This window comes from Chryseobacterium sp. CH25, assembly GCF_004119455.1.
Taxonomy (GTDB): domain Bacteria; phylum Bacteroidota; class Bacteroidia; order Flavobacteriales; family Weeksellaceae; genus Chryseobacterium.
Window position 1 is genome coordinate 652,397 of the sequence record NZ_NRQT01000001.1, and the last position, 17,946, is coordinate 670,342.

Here is a 17,946-nt window from a genome sequence, read left to right on the forward strand (position 1 = left end):
AATGGAACTTCCAAAACTGAATTTTCAGGAAACTTTTGATTTTAAATTCAAGAAAGACAAAGATAAGTTTTTTATTTATGATTTGGTTCGCAAAACTTATCTTCTGCTCACTCCTGAGGAATGGGTAAGACAACACTGGATTCACTATTATCTCACTGTGAAATCCTATTCTACATCGGCTCTAATTACTGAAAAAAAGATTATTCTCAATGGTCTTACCAAAAGAATTGACCTTTTAGTGACCGAAAAAACAGAACCCGTAATTCTGATTGAATGTAAGGCTCCACAAATTAAACTTACGGAAAAAACATTTGAGCAGACGGCCAGATATAACTCCATAATCGGAGCTAGGGAAATTGTATTAACAAATGGGCTTCAGCATATTAATGCCTATTATGAAAATGAACAGTATGTGTTTTATAAACCAGACTAAAGTTTGAACAAAGATTAAACAACAAATATCAATATGAAAATTAAAAATATAATATTCGATTTCGGAGGGGTTTTAATGGATTGGGATCCGAGGTATTATTTTAAAGATTATTTCAAGGATGATGAAAAAATGGAATATTTCCTAAAAAATATAGCTCAGGATGAGTGGAATATTGAACAGGACAGAGGAAGAAGCCTTTCTGAAGGAACAGAAATCCAAGTGAAAAAATTTCCGGAATGGGAAAAAGAGATCAGGGCATTCTATGACAACTGGACCGTGATGCTGAAAAGTGATATTCCTCAGAATGTTGACATTTTAAGAAAACTAAAAAACACGGATTATCAGTTATTTGGATTAACGAACTGGTCTGCAGAAACTTTCCCTTATGCTTTGGAAAATTATGATTTCTTCCAGATTTTTGACGGGAAAATTGTGGTTTCCGGAACAGAAAAGCTCATTAAACCTGATCCTAAAATCTGGCATGTTTTATTGGAAAGATATAACATCCATGCAGAAGAATCGGTTTTCATAGATGACAACCAGAAGAATATTGAAATGGCAGAATCGCTGGGATTCAATACCATCCATGTTCAACCGGATACGGATCTTAAACAGGAACTGGCTCATCTGGGTGTTGAACTCTGATTTTCCACATCATAAACATTAAAAATCCTCAGTTAAGTTATTTTCATTAATTTGGTTGAGGATTTTTTATGAATATGAGAAAAATTTTACCCTTACTGATCTGTATTGCTCCTTATTTTTACGCACAGAATATTGAAGACAAAGAAGTTTTCAAAAAGTGTCGTAAAGAATTCAACAAAAAGATTTGTCTTTCTGATGAAGATCAGGATGGTATTTTATTTTATCTGGATAAATGCCCTAAAGAAGGAGGTCCTATTGAAAATAACGGATGCCTGTGGCCTGATACTGACAAAGATCAAGTCCCAGATAAAGATGACAAGTGTCCTTACATAGCTGGCCCTCAGGAAAATCAGGGATGCCCTTGGCTGGACACTGATGGGGATGGTATTTTGGATAAAGACGATGCCTGCCCTACAGTAAGAGGTGTTCAGGACAATAACGGATGTCCTCCTAAAAAAACAATTGTAAAGAGTCTTTGGAGCAGGCTGAAATGAGATTCAAGAAATTCAAAACAGATCATGCTGATATTGAATCTATTTATGATAAAATCAACAAAGTAGCTATAGATGCTATTATTAAAAAGGGATATTCCAAAGCTTTGGCCAAAAAAGAAACTCTTATTTATATCAAGTATATCAATAATGTCGCCTATTTTGATCAAAATCCCTGTTATAACGGAAGTGATCCGGAATATAATTTTTTAATCTCAAAATTCTGGAATAAAAATGTTCTTGAATACGCCCGTAAAAAATATAATAAGGATATCTATCTTTCAACCAAAATCCCGCCTGAAGATTTAAAATTGTACCATGACATTGGTATGAGTAACGAAACATTTGATTATATCACAAAATATTATGATCAGGAGACAATGAAAATAAAAATACCAGGTAACCATAAAAGCGTAATTAGTGCTAGTCATTCAATACCTAATGTTATCACTTTTATAACCCCCTACCAAATTAAAGTTGAAGATCCTAAAAAAGGAATTACCATTATCTATGAGTATAAAAATGGCCAATGGGAATCCAATAAAAAATAATCAGACAGCTTATTTTATACAGAATAATTTATAACTCGTATGAAGAAAATCGTTTTTTTGCTGGTATTTATGGGAACTTATATCTATGCTCAGAATACTGAAGATAAAGAATTATTAAAAAAGTGCCGAAAGGAATTCAATAAAAAGATATGTCTTGCAGATGAAGACCAGGATAACATTCCTTTTTATCTTGATAAATGCCCTAAAGAAGGAGGTCCGGTTGAAAATGATGGCTGTCCATGGCCTGATACTGATAAAGATGGTGTAATAGATAAAGAAGATCTCTGCCCTACTGTTGCCGGTCCGATTGAAAATAAAGGTTGCCCATGGGAAGATACAGATGGTGATGGAATTTTAGATAAAGATGATAACTGCCCCACTGTCCCAGGCCCCGCCCATTCCAACGGATGTCGTGTAATTTCCTGTTCATTTGGTTTTGACCCTGAAATTCATATGGAAAGATTCAATACGGATATTCAAAATATTGAGAAAATCTATAACCTGATTAATAAAAAGGTGTTGGATAATATTGTACAAAAAACACCTAAAAAAGAGTTTGCAGGTAGAAAAGCTTTTTTCCACATTCAATATATAGACCATAGATCTTATATTGATGATAATACTCCTGATGATGGGCTTTCTCCAGGATACAACTTTCTGATCGCCAAATTCTGGAATCAAAATGTTCTTGAATATGCCCGGAAAAAGTACGGTAAGGACATTTATCTTTCAACACCAATAAGTCCTGAATATCTTGAAACTTATCATCAAATTGTAGGAAACAAAGCATTCCATTATATGATGAAATACTATGATAAAAAATCCCTAAAGATAAAAATAGCAGGAACGCAGCCTACAACTTTTGACAACACTATTAGGATCGTAGTAGACTTCATTACTCCTTATAAAATTAAAGTAAGCAGCAACCAAGACTTTACAACATATGAATATAAAAATAACAGTTGGAATTTAGCCAAAGAGTAAAACATGAGAACAAATTATTTTTCATTAATTTAGATCATTATTTACATTGGTATGAGAACAGTTGTCTTTCTTCTGGTATTTGCTGCAACTTATTTTCAAGCTCAGAATGCTGAAGATAAGCAGGTATTCAAAAAGTGTCGTAAAGAGTTCAATAAAAAGATATGTCTTTCGGATGAAGATAATGACAGCCTTTTATTTTATCTTGATAAATGTCCTAATGAAATAGGACCTATTGAAAACCATGGCTGTCCATGGCCAGATACGGATAAAGACGGTGTATTGGATAAAGATGATGCATGCCCACAAATAGCCGGTCCTCCCGAAAACAACGGATGCCTATGGCCGGATACAGATGGTGATGGCATTTTAGACAAAGATGATAACTGTCCTACTGTTCCCGGAATACCCAATCTGAATGGCTGTCCAAGATGTAATCTATAACACCTTATAAAATATGACACGTTCAATCTTATTAACCACATGTATTATGGCCTCAGGAATCCTTTTTGGCCAAAGCCTTAAAACGGTTTCTTATCAAGACGGTTCACAAAAGCTAAACGGATTAGTAACTTCCAATGCAGGAAAAAAACTTCCGGGAGTGCTCATTCTTCCTGCCTGGAAAGGCATTGATGAAGAAGCCAAAACAGCAGCTCTTGAACTCGAAAAGCAAGGCTATATTGCTTTCATTGCAGATATTTACGGGGAAGGAAAAATTCCTGCTAACAATGAGGAAGCAGCGAAAAGCTCAGGATATTATAAAAAGAATTATTCGGAATATCAAAAAAGAATTTCCCTGGCATTAGAGCAGTTGAAAAAAAACGGAGCAATTTCTGAAAAAACAGCTGTTATCGGATATTGTTTTGGTGGAACTGGCGCACTGGAATCTGCGAGAGGAAACTTAATCGTTGCAGGAGTTGTCTCCATTCATGGAAGTCTGGGAAGAGATCAAAGCAGAAAAAATGAAAAATTAAATGCTAAAATTCTGGTTGAAAACCCAGCGGACGATAAGAGTGTAACGCCTGAAGATTACAACAACCTCATCAAAGAGATGAATGATGGCAATGCAGACTGGCAGATTATTACTTATGCTCACTCCAAACATACTTTCACAGATCCTAAATCACCGGACTACAATGAAACTATGGCTAAAAGAGCCTGGAATCACACATTGATGTTTCTTAAGGAAGTCCTGAAATAAATTCAAAATAACAATATATTAACGTAACAGTGTATTTTATCAGGAAAGCGGTTTCAGCATCAATTCCTACTTATTGAAGTCTTAAAAACAAAAAAGCTATCTCAGCATTGAGACAGCTTTTTTATTTCTGTAAAGTGTAAATATCAGTTTTTAATTAACTCCTTACTCTTCCCTGTTCACCAGTTCCATAGAAAATGCAGGCAGACAGATAGCAAGGTATTCACAAGGTTCTGAAAATGGATTACTGTAACGGATTCTTGCTCCTTTTTCAATAAGGATGCTGCTTCCTTTTTCTAACACTACAATTTCTCCATCAATTTCAAACTGTTTCTTCCCTGAAATGATATAAGTAAATTCGTCAAATTCAGGAGTCTGGTGAGGTTCACTCCAATCTGGCGGAGCTACCATATGCGCTATAGAAACATTAGAATTTCCTGTAGAATTTCCCCAATGTTCTTCAATCAGTTTTCCATCTGTGGTTGGAACTACAAAAGGAGACTGCTGTATTTTATACTTTTTCATGCCCAGTCTTCTTTTTTGATTTCGTATACGAAGTTGGTTCTTGTAGGCTCTGCAAAATAGGCTACTTCTTCTTCCGCAATTTTAATACCGCCAAGTTTTTCCAATGCTTTCTGTGAACGGAAATTCTCTTTTCCGATATGGAAATGAACTTTATCTACATGTTGGAAAATATAATCCAGCATCAGTTTTTTTACCTTCGGATTAATTCCTTTTCCCCAGGACTTTGTTCCATAAAAAGTATAACCGATGAAAATATGGTTATCATCTTCATCAAAGTTATAGTAACGGCTGCTTCCGAGGACATCTCCGGTTGCCTTTTCAACAATTTTAAAAGCCCCATTGCTTTCTATTGCTCCTCTAAAGAAATTTTCAAAAACTTCTCTTTGATAACGGTCTTTGTTAGGGTGTTGCTCCCATACTTTAGGATCAGACGCCACTTCGTATAAAGATTCAAAATCCCCTTGCTGTAAGGGGATTAATTGAAATTCTTCACTCTCTAAAACAGGTTGAACAGAAAAATTCATGCTTAGCCTTTTTTGTTAGAGTCTGATTCTATTCTCTGGATTTCTTTCAACTTGTCAGAAATCTTGATTACTGTATCTAATTTCGCTGGTTTCAATGGAATTTCAGCTTGATTCATATCCCATTTTATCACAAGGTTCCCTGAGTTTTCATCAGTTGGGTTCAGCGTAATTTCAAACCATTCCTGCTTATCTGCAAGTTTATTTACTGGTACAGTAACATCTACTACATCCTGTTTAGGATCGTAAGTGTAAGCACCCCATTGTTGGAAGTCTTTGTTTAGGATTACTTTCCATTCTTTTTCAGTAGGAACAATAAATAATCCATAAGTTCCTGCCGGAACATTTTTCCCACCAAAATTAACGGTTTGTCCAAATGTAATTTTCGTAGATGAGTTCGCTCCTGCCCTCCAAACCTGACCGTAAGGAACCAGTTCTCCAAAAATCTTACGTCCTTTTACACCCGGTCTTCCGTAGTCGACAGAGATTTTAGACATAGAAAATTGCTGTTCAACTTTCTGGCGCGGACTTGCTGCCGGCACAGAATAATCCTGTGCAAAGGTGAACGCTGAAACTGAAATACAAACTGCTGCTAATAACTTTTTCACGTGTAAATTTTTGTTTAAATTTACGAAAATCAAAATAAAATAGCTTTCTCCAGCTCCAATAATTTTTGTTTTCTCCAGATCCCGCCACCATAACCTGTTAACTGCCCATTACTTCCGATAACTCTATGACAGGGAATCAAAATGGATATTTTATTCAGACCGTTTGCATTGGCTACAGCCCGAACAGATTTAGGATTTCCCAGAATATCTGCCTGCTCCTGATAACTTCTGGTTCCTCCATAAGGGATTTGTTGCAAAATCTCCCAAACTTCTTTCTGAAAGGTAGTTCCTACCGGAGACAAGGGAACCGTAAACTCAGTTCTTTTCCCTTCAAAATATTCTGAAAGCTGTTTTTCCAATGTTATAAAATGAGGATTTTCTCCCTGTACAATATTAGCATTAAAGGATTTTGAAATATGCTTCAACTCTGTAGGAAGGGCTTTTCTGTCAGAAAATTCCAGAAGACAGATTCCATGTTCATCAGCACAGGCAACCATAGTTCCCAGCATCGTTTCAATTCTTTTAAGATCAATAATCTTCTCTGTCTTATTTTTGCCTGGTGATACTCCGAAAATATTTTTAAAGCTTTCATTAAAGCCGCTCAAACTTTCATATCCTGAATCAAAGGCAACTTCTGTAACGGATTCTCCCATTTGAAGCTTTTTAAATGCTGTATTCAGTTTAGACATTCTCTGAAAAGCGTGGAATGTAACTCCATGATGTTTCAGAAACCATCTTCTTACTGTTGCCGGTTCCAGCCCTCTTTTTACCAGATCATAATCTTTAAGTTTTAAAGTGGGATCATCTGAAATTTCCTGCAGTAATTCTTTAATAAACAAAGGGGTTACATTCTGTGTTTCCAGAGGTTTACAGACTTTGCAGGGACGGTAGCCTTTCAACATAGCATCTTTTGTATTGGAAAAAAATTCTACGTTTTCAAATTTGGGTTTACGGGCTGTACAGGTTGGCCGGCAGAAGATTCCGGTTGTTTGAACTCCCATCCAGAAGATTCCTTCAAATGAAGAGTCTTTGCGGAAGGAAGCATCATACATAATTTTTTCCGTGAGTTCCATAATCAGATGAAAAGTGCTGTAAAGCTTTTGTTATTGGTAATCGTATCGCTTATTCTTTCGAGTTCGCTGTAAATATGCCTGTTTAAAAAGGCTCCTGAAGTAATTCTTTTTACTCCTGATGACTGTAAAGTTTCAAAATCCGGAAGATCCGGCAAACACATCACATTAACAGGAAGAGATGTTGCCTTTACCACTGTTTTAATATCTTCAACATCAATCATTCCGGGAACGAATATTCCATCAACGTCCAGCTTTTCAAACAGCTTTATTCTTTCTAGTGTTTCTTCCAGTGCATTTTCCATTCCTAATAAAAAAGGATCCGTTCTTATATTGATAAAGATCTCACTTCTTTTTTCTTTCAGCATCGTCAGAATATCACTTAATTTTTCAAAAAAAAACTCTCTGTCTAGCAGTTGTCTTTCTCCCTCAATAACATAGGTATCTTCTATATTTATTCCTGCAACACCTATCTCCAACAGTTTTATAATATTGGAAACAACTATTTCAGGAGTATTGCCATATCCGCCTTCCAAATCTACTGATAAAGGGATTGAAACGGATGCCTTTATTCTTTTGATGATGTAAAAATACTCTTCAAAGCTCATCTGCTCTCCATCTTCATATCCTAAGCTCATTGCTATTGCTGAACTTGAAGTAGCCAGGGCTTTATATCCTAATTTTTCATATACTTTTGCACTCTGTACATTCCATACATTTCCTAATAACAAAGGTTCTTCTTCCTGATGTAATTTTTTGAAACTGATCATTACTTTTTTTATTCAAAAGTAGGAATATTGACCAGGTAGCTGCAACCGAAAAATGAACAAGCATTTTTTATGAATGATAATTAATAAATGATGACTGATAATAGAAATTTTAAAATAAGATCGCTTTTTCCAGCTCCAACAGTTTTTGTTTTCTCCAGATTCCACCTGCATAGCCTACCAGCTCCCCGTTGGAACCAATCACGCGATGACAGGGAATCAAAATTGCAATCTTATTAATTCCATTGGCCGTTCCTACGGCACGAATAGCCTTTGGATTTCCCAAAAGCTCTGACTGCTGTTTATAGGTCCTGATTTCTCCCATTGGAATTTCACGAAGCAACTGCCAAACTTTTTCCTGAAACTCTGTACCGGTAGTGAATAAAGGGACATCAAACTTAGATCTGTTGCCCTCGAAATACTCTGTCAACTCTTTTTCCAATTGCTGAAAATGGGTGTGTTCTTTCTCTGCAATTTCAGCTTTCAGTTGTTTTGATAAAGCTTTGAGCTGTTTCTCAATATTCTTTCGATCTGTAAATTCCAGCAGACAGATGCCTTGGTCTGTTGCACAGGCTATCATTTCTCCCAGTGGAGTCTGTATCATTTTTGGTGTATGATTTCCATTAGTTTAAAATTACTACTTTTCCGGAATTCATGCACTCACTTTTATACATTCTTTAAAACGCGTTCCATCTGGGCTATATGTCTTGCATTATGGTAGATGACAAAACGGAAGGTATCTCCCAATTTCAGGGTTATTAATTTTGAAAGACTGATAGCGGTTTTTGTTTTTTCCAGATTAATATGCTTTGCTTTTTCCAATAAATCCAGTAATTGACGCTGCTGTTTTATAAATTCAGTCACAACTTCTTTATTCAACTGACTATGAATTGGGTTCATAGCTTTCAGGGTTTTCATCTTATTCAGTTTTTCTTTGGGAAGCATGCTTTTAGCAAAATAGTTCCCTAGAAGTCCGGGTTTAAAATGAGATGCTGGAATTGTTGTAGAGGAAGAAATCCTGCGTGAGATTTCAGGGATATAAAAATCTCCATAACGGTTAAGATGCTCAAGGCATTCCAGTGCACTCCAGCTATCAGTAGACATTCTGAAATTCAGTTCTTCTTCCGTCTTTAATAAAAGATTTTCAGCATATTGAAGATGTTGCCCGGTTCTGCTTTTTAATTCGTCTAATAATGCTATGGTTGAAATTTTCATTATTGTTTTTTTACAAATTTCCGGATTGATTTGTTCTTAAATATTGATTGAACTCAAGATTTTTTAAGCCTTGACAAGGTTTCCGGAGACATTCTGAGATAATTGGCAATATATTTATTGGGAACTTCCTGAAATAATTTCGGACTTCGCTTTAACACTCTTTCAAAACGCTCACCCGGAGCATTAATCAGCAAATCTTTTTCTCTTTCCAGCTGCTGCAGTACAAGATCTTCTAAAATATTCATCCAAAATTTCATGTGCTCTTCACTGGACTGAATAAACTCATAGAAATCCTTTTTTGATGCTACTTTTACTATTGTTTTTTGATAGCCTGAATATAAAGTTCCGAAGGGTTCCCGGAAAGAAAAGAGTCCAGAGAAACAATAATATTTCCGGTATATCCGAAGCGGATAATTCTTTCTTCATTTTCGTCCATCATAAAGATCCGGACACTTCCCTTTTCGATAAAATAAATCTGAGTATCTGTACTTCCTGAGGTTTTCAGAAATTCATTCCTTTTAAATTCCTGCTGTTCCCAATGAATTCCGCTTTGAAGTAATTTTTCAACCATTCCACTTTATTATTTGGTGTTCCAAAGATAATGGGTAATTTTAAAGGTTTAAACACCATTCATGAATAATACTCAAAAAATGCACAAATATTGCTTTGAGCATTATGATCAATTAAATTCAAATATTCTTAATAATGAAGATTAATACAGCCTTAGTGCTTTTATGTTCACAACTGATGATTGTCAGTTGTAAAAAAGACGACAAAAAACCTGTTCAGGATCAAACAGCTATTGTAAAAGATTCTGTAAAGACGGCTACAAAGGAAGAGGAAATAGATTTTAAGAATTTTAATATTTTCAATGTTTCCACCATGCAGCGAAAAGATCTTATGGATACTTTTATTTCTGTATCTGACATTTACAATGATAAAAATGCTATTCCAGCAGATTTTCTAAAAAAACAGAAGGAAGTTTCTTTTGAAAAGATGACTTATGTTGAGCTGGATGCTCCTTACAGAAAGAAAATGCTGGATGGGATTCACATTACTGAAAATGACTCATTATACCTCTATAATTATGAAACTAATAAACTGCAAAAAATACCTGTCAGTAAATTAAAAGCAGTAGCTTATCTATCTCCTTATATCGTTGAAGGTGATGACGTGGATCCGGAATCCTATATGGTGGGATTCCAGATTGATACTCAAAAAGGAAACGATATTTTTGATAAATATATGAATGTGATTGCCTATTTCGGAAGCAAAAATCCGTTTGTAGAAAATCAGATGAAGATGATTAAATGGGAAAAAGCAGGTCCTGATATTCAGAAAAAATATTTTCCGGGTTCAACCCTTAAATATGGTGGTACTTATCAATACAAATATGAAAACCTGACCTATTATATACAGGATCTCCTTGAAGAGTATGGACCTCAGGAACGTAAAATGGTTGTTATTGATGACCACAATGAAAAAGTATTTGAGAAAACATTTACTATTGAAGATGGTGCAGAATTTAATCCGCTTGAAAAAATGCCTAATGAAGAAACTAATTATTATGCTCAGTGGACAGGAAGACTTTTCAAAGGAAAAGCGCCGGTGGTTTTTAATTTCATCACTCCTTCTTTCGGGTGTAGGTCTATTACATTTTTAGATAAAGAAAAAACTGAACTCAGTATTAATTGTGATAACAGACATTAGATTCCTGAACTGAAAATCCCTCTGTAGAAACTGCAAAATCAGCATCACCTTCAAAAGATTTTTCAAGCAAATAAACTCAAAAGCAAATCTGTGAATATACAGGTTTGCTTTTTTTGTACAGACCGTTTTCAAAATCAAAAAATAGTGTAATTTTGACATAAATAAAACACAATTATGAAACAAAATATACTGCTGTTTACGCTCTGCGTTTTCATCAACTTACTGATTGGAAATATTGTACTGATTATTATATTTCCCAATTTACCTTTCCTCTATAATGTCCTTATTTCCTTGTTTGTATTTATTATTTATGGAATGGTATTTTATAAACTGAACCTGGCCCCTAAGCAATATGATCAATGGAAACTGACTGGCATTTCAGCAGGATTAAGCCTCTCCTCTTTACTAATTGCTTGTATTTTCACTTCAATAGGTAACCGTTTACCAACTGATACCATAATAACTGCCGGATTAAAAGGAGTGATTCCTATGTTTATTTTTGCAACTGTTCTCACCTCTCCTTTCTGGGTTTCTTTAGCATTTTTTAATTTCGTCTGCCTTTATTTTATGAAGTCCGAAAGTTAGTTTCATACATTAAAAAAACGGGGCAGACTGAATCAGTATCAATCTACCCCGAATTACATCCTATTTATAGCCTATTTCAATTATTTAACCTTAGGATAAAGTTTGTTTTTCATGTTCATAAAATACGTTTCAGATTCTTTGAAGTCATTGCTTTTCATAAATTTAAGAACTACATTGAGATAAGATTCTGAAGGAATAAATTCTGCCCCCATCTTAGTGGAGAACTTTTTATATTCTGTTTCCAGTAAACCAGGATTTTTAGCTAGCTGTTTAATATCTGTTCTGAAACCTTTGAATATGAATTTCAGCGCTTCATAATTTCCGGGATAAGAAACTGTTCCATGGGTTTCACCTGGAAAAAAGGTATGTTTATAATTCAAAGATCCATTTTTCTCTACAATTCCTTTAAACTTTTCAATAGCCTGTGTCATATCTGAATTCCAGTTTTTCTGCTGTTCTTCATTATCTGCTTGGGAAACATATAAAGATTTACCAACGGGGAACTTTTTGTTCTTTTCCAAATAGGTTTGTACCCTTGAAATAGTTACCTCATTATCCCACCATAAACTTGGATCATTAGCGACATAAGCATTGAAATACTCAGGATGAGTAAGCAAAACATTGATGGCAAATAAACCTCCGAATGAATGCCCTACCAAAACGGAATATTCCTGTGTTCTGTAAGTTTTGCTGATGAATGGTTTCAGTTCTTCCTGCATAAATTTCACAAAATTTTCGCTTCCGCCACTGTCAGCAAAAAGAGTTACAGCAGGATTTACTGGGCTTTTCTTTTGGGATTTTGTTGGGGTAAGATCTCTTGTACGTTCTGTATTTTTAATCCCAACCACAATACATTCCGGAATATCAGCATAGGGAGTTCTGGCAATAAAATCCGTTAACCCTGTATAATATTCAAAGTTGATTTCGCCATCTAAAAGATAAATAACCGGATATTTTGCCGGATTGATGCCTGTATCGTTATACGTTTTAGGCAGATGAACCCAGATTTCTCTGTTTTCATTTAAAACCTTTGAGAATACAGTCTGCTTCTCTCCTATGGTAATTTTCTCCTGGCCTTTCCCAAATGTAAAAAATGAAAATACAAATAGGGATACAATTTTAAACCAATTGTTCATGATGTGATTCTTTTCTATGTTGATGAATATTTTTAACTTCTTTTCCCTTTTTACCAGACTTGTTTCTTCTTCCCCACCAAATCAGAAATCCGGTAATAGGAAGACTGGTACAGATAATTCCGATAACGAAAGTGAAGATCTTTCCGAACATTCCGCCCCAGTACCCAACATGCAAGTCAAAATTCATGTGTTCAATTACTTCATGCATGAGAACTTCTTCAGGATAATTAATATCGTCTCCTGTATATTTATTGACTTCTTTACTTTTCCCATCAATAATACTTTTCAGACCTATAAATTTAGCAGCTACCACATTGTAAACTGTTGCAGAATCTTTACGTGGAATGCTCATTCTGACTTGTTGCGCCTGTGGAATCTCTTTAAAACCACGGTCTATAAAATCTGTAAAAGACAATGCCTGTTTTTCAGGATCATATTTGGGTTCATACTTTTCTGCAATCTTATGGGCATCCGGAGCCCCACCGAAAGTAACCTGGGTAAGATCAGTCAAAACCTTATAAGCCATGATTAATCCTGTAATGGTAATAAATACAGCTGGCAACAGTGAATAAAAACCGAAAACATTATGGAAATCGTAATTTTTTCTACGCCATTTTGTTCCTGATTTGATCTTAAATGCTGTAGTTCTTGTTGTTTTGTTCCATTTTTTTGGCCACCAAAGAATTAAGCCGCCAATCAGCTGAATAAAAAATATAATAGAAGCTATTCCCACCACTGTTTTCCCGAATTTTCCGGCCAATAACTGAGCATGAATGTGAGCAACTACATAGAAAAACTCATAGCTTTTTGTAGATCCCATTACTTTTCCGGTGTAAGGATCAAGGTAATGATAGGCAAAAACACCTCTCGGACCACGTCCTTTCCCTTTGGGTTTTTCTGCTTTTTCTGCATTTTTATCTTTAGGAGGTTTGGTAGCAGAAGCTACGCGAAAAGTTCTGTCTGCTTCCCTGTAGGTGTCAAAATAGAAAGCTTTTCTGTCCGGAACCTGTTCATGAAATTTAACCAGTAATTCTTCAGGGGTCATTTTTTTAGCTTGGGTCGGAGCCTGAACATATTTTGCACTTCCGGCACAAAGATCAACGATCTCATCACAAAAAACGAAGACCGTTCCGGAAAGCGTAACGGTAAGTACAATAATCCCGGAAACAAGCCCGAGCCAGAGATGGAGCCATCCTGTGATTCTTTTGGTAAGGGATTTTCCCTGTTTTTTCTTGGGGTTAGTTTTTTTATTTTCCATATCTAAATCAGAGGGTTGCTTTTTGATTTAAGTTGTTGGAAAACGCAAAGGCGCAAAGGAATAAAATAACATTCTGTTTCTAAGGCGCAAGAAAATCTGAGATTTTCAGCAAAGGATAATAACTTTTAATTTTTAATCAATCAGAAAATACCCTAATCATCTGCCTAATCTGTGAAATCTGCGGGAGAAAATATTCGATTGATTAAAATTTTATAGAGCCACGAATGCACTAATGAAATAATTCGTGCATTCGTGGCAAAAACAGCGTGTTAAATTATACTCTATGTCTTCATTTTTCCTATAAACTTTAATTTAAGTTTGAGGCAACCTGTTTTTGTTTTTAAAGGGTATTAGAATTTAAAAGCGAAGTTGGCCAGGAATTCTCTTGGTTTTTGTGGCTGTCCGTAGAAGTTCCAATAGGTTTCGTTCAGTGCATTATTCATTTTCAGACCGATTCTGTATTTTTTCTTGTCGTAGAAAACGGTAGCTCCTACTGTTGTATAAGATGGTGCAAGGAAATGGTTGGTAATGTTAATATAGGTTTTATCCACAAAGTTAAATCCTGCTCCGAAGCCCAGCCCTTCATAAGTTCCGTCCATAATCTTATAACTTGTCCATAAATTGGCAACGTGCTTAGGTGCCCAGGCTACTCTCTTTCCTGCATCTTTAGTTCTATCATCATAACGGTTATCATTAAACCCGTATCCTCCAACAATATTCCATCCTTTCACTGGATTGATTACAAGATCTACTTCAAATCCTTGATTTTTAATATTACCGTCTTGTCTGCTTCCCATTCCTCCCGGATCAGCAATCACTCTGTTTTTTACCCTCATGTTATAATAAGAAATCGTTGATAAAAGTTTTTTACCAAAGAGATCTAGCTTAAACCCGGCTTCAAACTGATTTCCCTGTTCAGGATCCCACTTAGTAAGAACACCGTCCTGGTTGGCAGAAGGAGCTATATTTTTAAACCCATTAACATAGTTGGCAAAGAACGAGACTTCATCTTTCATAATTTCATATACCAAACCAAATTTTGGAGAGAATTGAGTCTGGCTGTAACCATCATTTCCTGCTACTCCATTTCTTTTAATGTCATCATTTTTATAATGGTCCATTCTTAAGCTTGCCATTACAAGTAGATTGTCTGTAACATTTAATACGTTGGAAACATATGCACTATAAGTACTGTATTGGGATATTTCATATTTTGTTGCAGTTCTTGGAAGTTTTTTTACTACATCTCGGGAAATAGGAGTCCAATCGGAAGTATCATTCAATTGAACAATATCATTTCCTTTTTCTGTACCATAATTTTCTCCAATTACTCCATTTAAAGGATAAGGAGCAAAAGCTGAGTTTGTATTTTTACCTACTGTAAATACAGGATATTGGTTTTTACTGGTCTGATGAAAATAATCTAACCCTACTACCAGACGGTTTCTTAAACCTCCAATTTTAAAGTCGCCAATAAAGTTTTGTTGAATATTGTCAGTTGTAATTTTGTAATTATCAAAAGGGCGGATGCTTCGGCTTACTCTATTATTATCCATGTAATTTAATACCAAAAAGATAGATTCTTTCTCGTTGGCTTCTCCTCTCTGGTAGGAAGTTCTGGAAGTCCATTGATCATTAAATTTATGGGTAACTTCAGCCATCGTTACAAAATTGGTTCTCTTTGATCCAACATCATTGCTTGTAAATGATCTGCCATGAATGGCTGCAAGATCTTTCATAGAATGGTAAGTTAATTTCTCTGATTGTCTTACATAAGCGTTCAATGTTTTTTCCGGTGCATGGAATTCTGTGTCTAAAGTTACTGTGGTTTTATCACTTACTTTATATAAAATACTTCCTGAGAAGAATACCCCTTTGTTGTATCCTGCATCCTGAAAAGAATCCTGAGAATATGCGGCTACATTGAATCTTGCCAATGCTGTTTTTTCTTTATTTAAAGGAGTATTCACATCGGCTGTAATTCTGTTCATTCCCCAGCTTCCGGTGGTATAATTGATGATTCCCCCAAAGTTTTCCTGTGGTTTTTTGGTTACCACATTCACCACCCCTCCATAATTGGCCAGGGTTCCCCCAAATAATGTACCTGATGGCCCTTTGATTACTTCTACTCTTTCAATATTAGCAATCTCCGACTGTACTCTTGGGTTTTGAATCAGTCCGTTTCTGAAGCTGGCATTGGAGCTAAAACCTCTAAGGAAAATATCATTACCACTATCGTTCACACTGTTGCTTACTACCACTCCCGGGGCTGATGCCATTGCCGTATTGAAGTCTGTAGCATTCATTTCGCTGATGATTTCTTTAGGAACAAGATTGTAAACTGTTGGATTTTCAAGGTTTTCTAACGGAAGTCTCGCTACTGATTCGGATTTTTTGGTTCTGTAATTGTGAGTTCCCTGGAGGGATACTGATTGGATCTCAGCTACTTTTAAAGTATCACTTTCCTGTGCACTTAACATGGTGACTGCCAATAATGATGCAGAAATAATAGTTTTTTTCATTTTTATAATTAAGCTTAGTGTCGCAAAATTACTTTATTTTTATTGATTCTAAATAAAAACATGATAGAAGTCATGAAATTTACTTCCAAAAAAGCCCATAAATAAAGGGTTTGTGAAAATTCACAAACCCTTTATCTCAATATTATATAAAATTCAAGCAATATATTGACTTGATTTTTTTAGATTTTTTCTTAATTAATTTCGGCTTCTATACAACAACCATCATAGACATATAATAATTTGCACAATGTAATGAGGTGAGTAATAAGATGTCTTTATGGGAATACTTTTCAAAATCATCAGAAGTAGTGACCTGATATTCATAATTCAGAAGATTCCATTTAAACTGGGGCTTCATTACCAGAAGTTCAATTCCTTCTTTATCGGTAAGTACAAATGAATCTTTGAAAACGCCTCTGTGCTTACAGACGAAGCTTTCTTTTACTCCATCAAAATAAGTCTGTACTATGATTTCACCATTCCAGTTCATTCTGAATTTTAAAAGAACCGTATCGTTATCTTTCAGTTCAATGGTTGTTCCCCAAAATCCTTTAGGTTCAATCTGAAAGCTTTGATGGTCCGCCAGCTCAATCACAGCATTAAAATTAAACCAACTTTTATAGGTAATTTTCCCGGTCAGCTGATCATTATTAAAGACTTCAAAAGATAAAGAATTACTGGATTTTGCGTAATATTCTGCCATGGTTGTTGTATAGTTTGGTGAAATTAAATCAGTTTTATCATAATTCCTGAATAATTTATTTATGATCCCCTAATTTACAACCTCTTACATAAATCAGCAAAAAAAATTAACCAGTTTATTCTTTCTGTTCATTCTTTCCAAACCCGTACTTCCATTTTTCATGGTCTATTCCAAATTTTCCCTGCCACCATCGTGCAGGATAACCTACATCATCATTCCGGATAGGTCTATGCTTTCTTTCCAGATAAGTAACATATTGATTGGCATAGCCAAGGTGTTCATCATCATGCAAAATTCCTATTACCCCCAAAATTTCCAATAAACCTACTCGTTCTCCATCATTTGATTTGATTGTTTTGGAAATTTTCTTTTTGAGTTGAGAAATTCTATCATTAGGCTCTGCTGCTTCAATTATTTTCTTTAATTCGTTGAGAATCCTGTAATCATTTTCATTAGGGGTAACAGCCGGAAGTTTCGGAAACTGTTCTACATCAAATAAGATTTGAATTAAATTATCAAAGCAAGGTCCGTCTTTATATTTAAAATAATTGATGGTATTAAATTCAATGGGCTCTTCAAACTCATAGGTATGAATTCCGCAGACTGCACAAATTCCCTCATTGGGTTCCGGACTGGCTGTAAAACTATGCTCTGGTAATGACTTTGCAATACAATAGCTAGATAGAAAGGATCGGTATTCCAGTTGTCTTGTACTTAGACTGTACAAAAAAGCGTTTACGACATCCTGTTTTTCAATCTTGTCTACAGCGATCTTAATTCTTCTGCAAATTTCGTCATGACCGATATTTTCCTGATCATACATTACAGAATGTGACTTTGCATATTCAAAATCTTCTTGGGTAATATACTGCATATAAGCCTCCCAGTAAAACCAGTCTCTTAAGCTTTCATCCTGGGAAATTTTTATGGTATTGAGTAAAATTTTTATTGCTTTTTTGTCCATCTTTTATCAATCATAATGTTACCATTTTGTTCATCATTCAGGCAATAAATTGTCAAAATTTTA

Annotated in this window: 18 protein-coding genes and 4 pseudogenes; 9 read left to right on the plus strand and 13 right to left on the minus strand. The window is 35.2% G+C overall.

The features are described 5' to 3' along the window. Nucleotide 1: 1 nt before the first annotated feature. From BOQ64_RS02880 to BOQ64_RS02910, 7 genes and pseudogenes are all read left to right on the plus strand, one after another. The gene (locus BOQ64_RS02880) at nt 2–433 is read left to right on the plus strand and encodes a type I restriction enzyme HsdR N-terminal domain-containing protein (protein WP_129056193.1); all 432 of its coding nucleotides are present in this window, start codon (nt 2–4) and stop codon (nt 431–433) included. 33 nt (nt 434–466) lie between these two features. Continuing rightward, nucleotides 467–1,078 (plus strand): HAD family hydrolase, encoded by a 612-nt coding sequence (locus tag BOQ64_RS02885; RefSeq protein WP_129056192.1) that lies wholly within the window; start codon nt 467–469, stop codon nt 1,076–1,078. A 194-nt stretch (nt 1,079–1,272) separates the two neighbouring features. Then, nucleotides 1,273–1,527: pseudogene (locus tag BOQ64_RS23625) on the plus strand (thrombospondin type 3 repeat-containing protein); the annotation flags it as partial. 41 nt (nt 1,528–1,568) lie between these two features. Further along, nucleotides 1,569–2,120 carry a hypothetical protein gene (locus tag BOQ64_RS02895; protein WP_129059629.1) on the plus strand — a complete coding sequence of 184 codons (552 nt, stop codon included), beginning with the start codon at nt 1,569–1,571 and terminating at the stop codon, nt 2,118–2,120. A gap of 159 nt (nt 2,121–2,279) precedes the next feature. Further along, nucleotides 2,280–2,531: pseudogene (locus tag BOQ64_RS02900) on the plus strand (thrombospondin type 3 repeat-containing protein); the annotation flags it as partial. Nucleotides 2,532–3,275: 744 nt separating this feature from the next. Then, a pseudogene (locus tag BOQ64_RS23630) lies at nt 3,276–3,533 on the plus strand (thrombospondin type 3 repeat-containing protein); the annotation flags it as partial. A 25-nt stretch (nt 3,534–3,558) separates the two neighbouring features. Beyond that, nucleotides 3,559–4,302, plus strand: a complete 744-nt coding sequence (locus BOQ64_RS02910; RefSeq protein WP_129056187.1) for a dienelactone hydrolase family protein — start codon at nt 3,559–3,561, stop codon at nt 4,300–4,302. 162 nt (nt 4,303–4,464) lie between these two features. Here BOQ64_RS02910 and BOQ64_RS02915 read toward each other — a convergent pair whose 3' ends face one another. From BOQ64_RS02915 to BOQ64_RS02950, 8 genes and pseudogenes are all read right to left on the minus strand, one after another. Next, complete coding sequence (locus tag BOQ64_RS02915) at nt 4,465–4,824, minus strand: cupin domain-containing protein (RefSeq protein ID WP_129056185.1); 360 nt, start codon at nt 4,822–4,824, stop codon at nt 4,465–4,467. Continuing rightward, entirely contained in the window at nt 4,821–5,348 is a 528-nt protein-coding gene (locus tag BOQ64_RS02920; RefSeq protein ID WP_129056183.1) for a GNAT family N-acetyltransferase, read from the minus strand. Before BOQ64_RS02920 ends, BOQ64_RS02915 begins: the two co-directional genes overlap by 4 nt. 2 nt (nt 5,349–5,350) lie before the next feature. Then, nucleotides 5,351–5,953 carry a DUF2911 domain-containing protein gene (locus tag BOQ64_RS02925; protein ID WP_129056181.1) on the minus strand — a complete coding sequence of 201 codons (603 nt, stop codon included), beginning with the start codon at nt 5,951–5,953 and terminating at the stop codon, nt 5,351–5,353. Between the two features lie 29 nt (nt 5,954–5,982). Further along, the gene (locus BOQ64_RS24655; protein WP_129056179.1) at nt 5,983–7,026 is read right to left on the minus strand and encodes a bifunctional transcriptional activator/DNA repair enzyme AdaA; all 1,044 of its coding nucleotides are present in this window, start codon (nt 7,024–7,026) and stop codon (nt 5,983–5,985) included. Between the two features lie 2 nt (nt 7,027–7,028). Continuing rightward, nucleotides 7,029–7,793, minus strand: a complete 765-nt coding sequence (locus BOQ64_RS02935; protein ID WP_129056177.1) for an isocitrate lyase/phosphoenolpyruvate mutase family protein — start codon at nt 7,791–7,793, stop codon at nt 7,029–7,031. A 109-nt stretch (nt 7,794–7,902) separates the two neighbouring features. Next, nucleotides 7,903–8,394, minus strand: a complete 492-nt coding sequence (locus BOQ64_RS02940; protein ID WP_129056176.1) for a methylated-DNA--[protein]-cysteine S-methyltransferase — start codon at nt 8,392–8,394, stop codon at nt 7,903–7,905. A 62-nt stretch (nt 8,395–8,456) separates the two neighbouring features. After that, complete coding sequence (locus BOQ64_RS02945) at nt 8,457–9,005, minus strand: DinB family protein (RefSeq protein WP_129056174.1); 549 nt, start codon at nt 9,003–9,005, stop codon at nt 8,457–8,459. 53 nt (nt 9,006–9,058) lie between these two features. Continuing rightward, nucleotides 9,059–9,576, minus strand: a pseudogene (locus BOQ64_RS02950) (Crp/Fnr family transcriptional regulator). Between the two features lie 134 nt (nt 9,577–9,710). Here BOQ64_RS02950 and BOQ64_RS02955 point away from each other — a divergent pair. Next, entirely contained in the window at nt 9,711–10,715 is a 1,005-nt protein-coding gene (locus BOQ64_RS02955; RefSeq protein WP_129056170.1) for a hypothetical protein, read from the plus strand. Nucleotides 10,716–10,889: 174 nt separating this feature from the next. Further along, complete coding sequence (locus tag BOQ64_RS02960) at nt 10,890–11,300, plus strand: hypothetical protein (RefSeq protein ID WP_129056168.1); 411 nt, start codon at nt 10,890–10,892, stop codon at nt 11,298–11,300. 80 nt (nt 11,301–11,380) lie between these two features. Here the strand turns inward: BOQ64_RS02960 and BOQ64_RS02965 are convergent, their stop codons facing one another. The 5 genes from BOQ64_RS02965 to BOQ64_RS02985 form a co-directional block, all read right to left on the minus strand. Further along, nucleotides 11,381–12,436 (minus strand): alpha/beta hydrolase, encoded by a 1,056-nt coding sequence (locus BOQ64_RS02965; protein WP_129056166.1) that lies wholly within the window; start codon nt 12,434–12,436, stop codon nt 11,381–11,383. Continuing rightward, complete coding sequence (locus tag BOQ64_RS02970; protein ID WP_129059630.1) at nt 12,420–13,694, minus strand: PepSY-associated TM helix domain-containing protein; 1,275 nt, start codon at nt 13,692–13,694, stop codon at nt 12,420–12,422. Before BOQ64_RS02970 ends, BOQ64_RS02965 begins: the two co-directional genes overlap by 17 nt. Nucleotides 13,695–14,044: 350 nt before the next feature. Next, on the minus strand, nt 14,045–16,216 hold the full coding sequence (locus BOQ64_RS02975; RefSeq protein ID WP_129056164.1) for a TonB-dependent siderophore receptor: 2,172 nt from the start codon (nt 16,214–16,216) through the stop codon (nt 14,045–14,047). A gap of 208 nt (nt 16,217–16,424) precedes the next feature. After that, a complete protein-coding gene (locus tag BOQ64_RS02980) occupies nt 16,425–16,919 on the minus strand; it encodes a hypothetical protein (protein WP_129056162.1) in 495 nt (164 codons plus the stop codon). A gap of 115 nt (nt 16,920–17,034) precedes the next feature. Then, nucleotides 17,035–17,883 carry a hypothetical protein gene (locus BOQ64_RS02985; protein ID WP_129056160.1) on the minus strand — a complete coding sequence of 283 codons (849 nt, stop codon included), beginning with the start codon at nt 17,881–17,883 and terminating at the stop codon, nt 17,035–17,037. Nucleotides 17,884–17,946 lie beyond the last annotated feature (63 nt).